5 protein-coding genes are annotated in these 7122 nt (G+C 70.3%); 3 read left to right on the top strand and 2 right to left on the bottom strand.

The genetic code is table 11. The annotated features are described in order from the left end of the window. Together ABZ904_RS10870 and ABZ904_RS10865 are read right to left on the bottom strand one after the other, a co-directional pair. The coding region (locus ABZ904_RS10870) for a hypothetical protein (protein ID WP_361822517.1) at positions 1 to 443 on the bottom strand (443 nt) is incomplete at its 3' end. 220 nt (positions 444 to 663) lie between these two features. Beyond that, entirely contained in the window at positions 664 to 1428 is a 765-nt protein-coding gene (locus tag ABZ904_RS10865) for a DUF4239 domain-containing protein (RefSeq protein WP_359404364.1), read from the bottom strand. Positions 1429 to 2271: 843 nt separating this feature from the next. On the opposite strand from ABZ904_RS10865, the gene ABZ904_RS10860 reads away from it, so the two are divergent. The 3 genes from ABZ904_RS10860 (at position 2272) to ABZ904_RS10850 (ending at position 6623) form a co-directional block, all read left to right on the top strand. Beyond that, complete coding sequence (locus ABZ904_RS10860) at positions 2272 to 3222, top strand: SCO0930 family lipoprotein (protein WP_360997993.1); 951 nt, start codon at positions 2272 to 2274, stop codon at positions 3220 to 3222. Positions 3223 to 3666: 444 nt separating this feature from the next. After that, the gene (locus ABZ904_RS10855) at positions 3667 to 4479 is read left to right on the top strand and encodes an SAM-dependent methyltransferase (protein ID WP_361822514.1); all 813 of its coding nucleotides are present in this window, start codon (positions 3667 to 3669) and stop codon (positions 4477 to 4479) included. Continuing rightward, positions 4476 to 6623, top strand: a complete 2148-nt coding sequence (locus tag ABZ904_RS10850; RefSeq protein WP_359404356.1) for an EAL domain-containing protein — start codon at positions 4476 to 4478, stop codon at positions 6621 to 6623. Before ABZ904_RS10855 ends, ABZ904_RS10850 begins: the two co-directional genes overlap by 4 nt. Positions 6624 to 7122 lie beyond the last annotated feature (499 nt).

Raw genomic sequence — 7122 nt, 5'->3', positions numbered from 1 at the left:
ACGCCGTATCCGTTCCCGATGCCGTTCCCGTTGTATCCCCCTCCGTTCCCTCCGCCCGTCTTGCGGTACCCGTCCCCGTTCGCGTCGTTGTCCTCGCTCGACGCCGCGATGGCCAGCCGGCGGTGGCCGTACTCCTGGCCGCATCGGAACGTCACGTCGTACGTGGAGCCAGGTCTGGCGCCCCGGTCGACGGTGGCCGTCGCCGTGGTGCGCCCCTTGGGGATCGTGACCGTGTCGAAGACGCCCGAGTAGACGGTGGCATCGTCCTTGCAGCCCTGAACGGGCAGTGCGAGCCGGCCGCCGGGGGAGACTTTCTCCGGCTGCAGGTTGTAGGCGAAGGCCGCGTTGGAGTCGTCGTCACCGCCTCCGGTCGACGTACATCCAGTGAGGGTCAGGGCGGTGACGCCCAGGACTGTGGCCGAGAGTGTGCGTATCGCGCCCATGGAAGCCTCCAGGTCCCCGAGGAGCCTTGCTGCGGACCGATTCCGCCTGCACCGGAAATGCACCTCGATGATCGGAACGCTAAGAAGGCCGGTGCGGGCGCGCGATCTCAGAAGCGCGAATGGGGCAAGCCCGTGCGCCGCACAGGGGAGGCGGAGTACGCGGCGAGGCGGGCGCGAGCAGCGCCCGCCCCGCCCCGGCCGGACCGGCACCGGGAGACGCTCAGCTGTGCAAGTGCGGGAACAACGACAGGAACGGCTCCGCCGAGGCCGCGATGCCTCTGCTGTAGGGGGCGTCGAAGTCCCAGATCAGGAAGAGCAGGAAGGCGATGAGGGCGGAGAACAGCCCGGCGAGGACGAGTTCGCGTGGAGTGCGCCGAATCTGCAGCGCGAACACCATCCCGATGGTGACCACCGCGCCCGCGATCAGCCCGAACCACACCACGGGCGGCATGGTCGAGCCCGTCGCGTCGGCGCGTGCGGCCCGTGCCGCGTCGGCGGCGGCCACCTGATCGAGGAGCGGTTGGTACGACTGCGCCTGGAAGTCGTTCTCCGGCTCGTAGTCGGTGACGTCCTGACGGACTTTCTGCAGCAGCTCCCCGCCGCGCGCCGTGACCTTGCCGTGGTCCGACATGGTCTTCCACTCGGTGTGCACCACATGGCCGACGTACGCGGTGACATCGGCGCGGATGCGATCGCGCACGTCGGCCGGATAGACGCGCACCCGTTCGGAGATCTCGTGCAGCGCCTGCGCCTCGGCCTGGACGTGGTCCTGGGCGGCGCTGCGGGCCTCCCAGACCCCGGCGATGGCCAGGCCGAGCACGATGGCGTACACCACGCCGATCCACATCGTCATGTATTCGATCACGTCCGGCGTCTCGGACGGATCGTCGTCCTCCGCCGCCGTACGGTGCCGCAGGAACGTCACCACGATCACGACGACGCAGGCGGCTGCCATCGCGAGGGTGAGAACAAGCCATTCCGACAAGGGGTGCCTCCAGAGGTCAGCGCGGACGCAGCGCGGCGACGGCGAACACCGCGGGCGCGGCGATGAGCAGGGTGAACACGAGAGGTGAGGGACCGTCGCGCGGCGGTCGCGGGCGGGTCACCGCGTGGTACGCCGGATAGTGCACCGGGGTCGCGGCGGGGCGCGGGCTCGGCCGGGGCGGAGGAGTGGGTCTCGGTGTGGGCAGGGACACCGGTGCCGGCCGCGGCCGGAGAGGCGGTGCCGCGGTGCGCGGCGGCGGAGGCGGCGGCACGGGTCTCGGCGTAGGCCGCGGTTTCGGGGTGGGCGTGGGGCTGGGGGTGGGCGTCGGGCTCGGCGTCGGGATGGGGCTCGGACTCGGTGAAGTGCACGGGGGGAAGAGGATGTCGCCCCCCGCGATCGCCACCGCGTCCGTGCCGCCCGGGCCCGTGGAGGCGTACGCGCACGCGTCCGCCGACGCCGCGCCCGCGGGCGCGCCCACAAGGATCCACACCAGCGTCACCTGGGCCAACGCCCTTGTGAGGAGGGAGGATCCGGTCCGTTCGGGTCGATGCACGATCGAGATCATCGGCGCGTCGGTGCCCGGGTACGCCCGGGTGCTGGGGAATTGCCCTGAAGGAAGGAGATCCCGCTTCGGATGGTTTGCCCGATCATGCTTGCGTGACGACCGGGTGGGTGCATATGTGTGAAACGGAGGGTGTGGGCGACGGGTGGCCGGGACGCGTCACAGGTTCTGGAAAGAAAAGTGGGGCCCGATTGAACGCCTGGGGCGCTCCCGCGCGTACCTAGGGCCATACACGGCGCCCAGAGGGAGCCGAACACTCAAGCAGATAGCGGGAGTTGAGAATGAAGACATCCTGGCGGAGCGCCTCCCTCGTGGCGACAGCTGCGGCCGTGCTGGCGCTCACGACGGCGTGCGGTCAGGAGAGTGGCACCCAGTCCACGGGCAGTCAGAACGTGGGGGCCACCGCTGCCGCAGGCGGTTTCGGTTCGAGCGTGACGGACCCCGGCAACGGCTACGGCGCCGACTCCACCACCGCCCCGAGCGCCTCGGCCCCCGCGAGCGGTCAGTCCGCGGGTCAGCTGGCCGTCATCGAGAACGCCAAGCTCGGCAAGATCGTCACGGACGGCGCCGGGTTCACCCTCTACCGCTTCGACCATGACACGGCCGAGCCGCCGAAGTCCACCTGTGACGGCGACTGCGCCAAGGCCTGGCCGCCGGTTCCCGCCGACGGCGCCACGGTCGCCTCCGGCATCGACAAGTCCCTGCTCGGCGAGGTCACCCGCACCGACGGCACCAAGCAACTGACCATCGCCGGCTGGCCGATGTACCGCTACGCCAAGGACGTCAAGGCAGGCGACACCAACGGTCAGGGCGTCAAGGGCACCTGGTTCGCGACCGCGCCCACCGGCAAGAAGGCGGGCGCCGCCCTGCCGGGCCTGTCCGTCCGCAACGACCCCAAGCTCGGCGAGATCGTGGTCGACAAGAACGGCATGACGGTCTACCGCTTCATGAAGGACCAGGCCTGGCCCAAGTCGGTCTCGAACTGCACGGGCGCGTGCCTGGAGAAGTGGCCGGTCGTCGCCCCTGTGGCTGCGAACGACACCAAGGGCGTCAAGAAGAAGGGTCTCATGGGCTTCACCCGCCCGGACGGCGCCAAGCAGATGACCGTCAACTGCTGGCCGATCTACACCTTCTCCGGCGACCAGGCCCCCGGAGACACCAACGGGCAGGGCGTGGGCGGCACGTGGTACGCCGTCCGGCCCGACGGAAAGCCGGTCGGCGCGTCCAAGTAGAGGTCGCCTCCCCAGGGTTGATCAAGCGTCTCGCCCGTCGGCAAGGAAGCGGAGGGAGCGGACACCCGAACAGCGGTGCCGGACGAACGGGACACAGACGCGCACGACCAGGTCCACCCCCCTCCACACCACACGAAGGGGGGCGGACCTCCGGCATGCCCGGCGGGCGGCAACCGTGCGCACGGCCCTGCAGCACCCCGTCAGGGGCGCGGGGAACGGCGCGCTCAGCCACGACGACCCCGCACGCGCGAGCGGACCGCCGCGCCCACCCACAGCCAACCAACAGCCGCAGGCAGACCCAAACCCCCCTCCGTCGCATAAGCAACGCACTGTGACCGGGAACGGACGGTCAATTTCCGTTTTTGCTCGCTCCGTTGGCGGACGATCAGTAGCCTCAGCTCGAACACCGGATCGGCCACCCGTCGCCTAGCCATGGAGAGCTACATGGAGCGCCCCGCCTGGGCCCCGCGAAGCATCGACATCTCGGTGCCGAGCGTGTCCCGTATGTATGACTTCTACCTGGGCGGTTCGCACAACTTCGAGGTCGACCGGCAGGCGGCGCGCAAGGTGATGGAGTTCCTGCCGGGGCTCCCCAAGATCACGCAGGCGAACCGGGCGTTCATGCGCCGCGCGGTCCGCTTCGCCGTCGGGGAGGGCATCACCCAGTTCCTCGACATCGGCTCCGGCATCCCGACTTTCGGCAATGTCCACGAAGTGGCCCAACAGGCGCACCCCGGCGCGCACGTGGTGTACGTCGACCACGATCCGGTGGCAGTGGCCCACAGCCAGGCCGTTCTCCGGGGCAACGACGACGTGGACGTTGTCGCGGCCGACCTCCGCAAACCCCAGGAGATCCTGTCGAGCCCTCAGTTGGAGCGACTGATCGACCTGAACCGGCCAGTTGCGGTCCTTCTCGTTGCCATACTGCACTTCGTGGAGGACATGGACGACCCGTACGGTGCGGTGGCCGAGCTGCGCGACGCGCTGGCTCCGGGCAGCCTGCTCATCGTCACGCACGCGTCGTACGAGGGGATCCCGCTTCCGCAGGAGCGGGCCGAGGGCGCGGTCGACGTGTACAAGGACATCAGAAATCCGCTGATCATGCGCTCGCGCGAGGAGATCGCGCGGTTCTTCGAGGGGTACGACATGGTGGAACCCGGGCTGGTGCCGATGCCGAAGTGGCGGCCCGACACGGCACCCGAGGACGAGGATCCTTATGCCTTCGCGGGATTCGCGGGCGTGGGGCGCTGGGCGTGACCGCGGAACCGGGGGGACCGGAGGACAGACTGCGCAGGTTCGCGACGATCTGGAGCCGGGCGGTCTTCCCGGTCACCTCGACGTCGCTGACCCGTCCGGAGTTCGAGGAACGGCTGCTGCCACTGGCCTTGCGGCTCAGTGACGCGTTGCGGGCCAGGACCTTCGACGCGACCATGGCCAAGAGCATCGGCGCGACGCTGATCGAAGCGCACTGCACCGACCCGGAGGCGCTCAGCCGCACGCTGGACTGCATCGACGCCTATCTGGTGCTCTACTGCGGCGACCCGGACGCCTCCGCGGAGGCCCTGGAGGCGCTGCGTACCCGCTCCTCGCGGCTGCAGCACGCGATGGCCGCCGGGTTCGCCGGGGCCCTGCGGGAGCGCACGCTGGCCGAGCAGGACGCCATCGCACAGGCAGCGCTGACCGCCCAGGGCGCGGTGGCGCAGGCCCTGCACACCAGTGAGGCCCGCTTCCGGGCGGTGTTCGAGGGCGCGGCCATAGGGATCGGCATCGCGGATCTCCGCGGCAATGTCCTCCAGGTCAACGGCGCGCTGCTGCGCATGTTCGGCGGTTCCGAGAACCTGGTGCGGGGCCGCAAGGTGACCGAGTGGACCCACGCCGAGGACGCGCCGCAGGTCTGGCGGCTGTACGACGAGCTGGTCCGCGGCGAGCGCGACCACTACCACGTCGAAAAGGCCTTCTACCGGCCCGACGGAACGGTCCTGTGGACCAACCTCACCGTGTCCCTGCTGCGGGACGCGGACGGCTGCCCGCAGTACCAGCTCGCGCTCATGGAGGACACCACCGAGCGGCGCCTGCTGAATCTGAGGCTGCGGTACGAGGCCACGCACGACGCCCTCACCGGGCTGCCCAACCGCACCCTCTTCTTCGAGCGTCTGGAGAAGGCGCTCGCGGCGGGCGAGGGCCACCGGTTCGGACTGTGCTACCTCGACCTGGACGGCTTCAAGACCGTCAACGACAGCCTCGGGCACGCGGCCGGCGACCGGTTGCTCGTCGAGGTCGCCGACCGGCTGCAGGCCTGTGCGACCGCGCCGGGCGAGATGGTCGCGCGCCTCGGCGGGGACGAGTTCGTCGCGCTGACCACCGGACCCGACACCGAGCGCGAGGTGGACGAGCTCGCCGGGCGCATCCTGAACGCGCTGGTCACCCCGATCAGCGTGGACGGACGCGAACTGACCGTGCGCGGCAGCATCGGCATCGTCGAGGGACCGGCGGGGGAACGCGGCCCGGCGGAGGTGCTGCGCAGCGCCGACATCACCATGTACCGGGCCAAGTCCGCGGGCGGCAACCGCTTCGAGCTCGCCGACCCGGAGGCGGACGCCCGCGTCATCACGCGGCACGGACTGACGACGGCGCTGCCGACCGCCCTGGACCGGGGCGAGTTCTTCATCGAGTACCAGCCGCTGGTGCACCTCGGCGACGGCACCGTGCACGGCGCCGAGGCACTGGTGCGCTGGCTGCACCCGCAATACGGTGTGCTCGGCCCGGACCGTTTCATCCCGCTCGCCGAGCGGACCGGGCTGATCGTCCCGCTGGGCCGCTGGGTTCTCGCCGAGTCGGTCCGCCAGGCCCGCGCCTGGCAGGAGAAGTACGCCCAGACGGTACCGCTGCGCATCAACGTGAACCTGTCACCGCGCCAGCTCAGCCATCCGGGGCTTGTCTCCGACACCGTCGACATCCTGCAGCAGTCGGGCCTCGAACCGGACGCGCTGTGCCTCGAGGTGACCGAGTCGGCACTCATCGGTGCCGACGACGACCTGCTCAAACCCCTGCGGCGGCTGGCCGAGATGGGGGTGGACATCGCCCTGGACGACTTCGGCACGGGCTACTCGAACCTCGCCAACCTGCGCCGCCTGCCGGTCCGGGTGCTCAAGCTGGACCGTTCCTTCACCCAGAGCATGCAGCAGTACCCTGCGGACCCCGTCGATCTAAAGATCGTCGAAGGGATCGTCTCCCTGGCGCACAGCCTGGACCTCGCGGTCACGGTCGAGGGCGTGGAAACCGGCGCCCAGGCCGAACAGTTGCGGATCCTCGGCTGCGACACGGCCCAGGGCTGGTACTACGCCCGCCCGGGCCCGCCCGAGCGACTCCACGACCTGGCCCTGGTGGACGCGACGGGCTGACGGGCTGATCCGTCCGCCCTGCACGGGGGCGGGCCCCGCACGAGGGATGGGCCGCGTCGCGGGCGAACGGCTCACCAGCCCACCCGCGGGTCGGCCTGCCCGTATTCGGCGACCGGTCCGGCCGGCGCGCGCGGTCTCTCTCACCGTCGCGCAGTTCCGCCACGGCCTCGGCGACGTCATGGTGCGGGCCGAGTCCGACGACGTACGTTCGCGCTGCCCGGCCCAGAACCTCGCCCCCACGTGGTGAACGAAGAGGGGGCCCCTGCTGAGGACCACGGCCGGGTCCGCATCCGGTGTGCGTGTCCGGCTGAAGATCCACCGCGCCGCTCTTACCCAAGCCGGCCTGCACTGCGTCGGCCCCGTGACCGTCGGCGCCGCCCTGCTCTTCGCACGCGGAAAGAGCCGTCACAGCCGCCTGTAGTTGACGCGTCAACCACATCGAGAGATAATTGACGCGTCAAGTAGTTGTCGGTCGTGCCGCACGCGGCCGGAGAGCGCA

This window comes from Streptomyces sp. NPDC046900 (assembly GCF_040644975.1).
Lineage (GTDB): Bacteria > Actinomycetota > Actinomycetes > Streptomycetales > Streptomycetaceae > Streptomyces.
This window is presented reverse-complemented; position numbering and strand designations above follow the sequence as displayed.

Bases quoted from the DNA above. Each gene is read 5' to 3' on its own strand.
- ABZ904_RS10860 (WP_360997993.1), top strand. From the start codon at position 2,272: ATGAAGACATCCTGGCGGAGCGCCTCCCTCGTGGCGACAGCTGCGGCC.
- ABZ904_RS10855 (WP_361822514.1), top strand. From the start codon at position 3,667: ATGGAGCGCCCCGCCTGGGCCCCGCGAAGCATCGACATCTCGGTGCCG.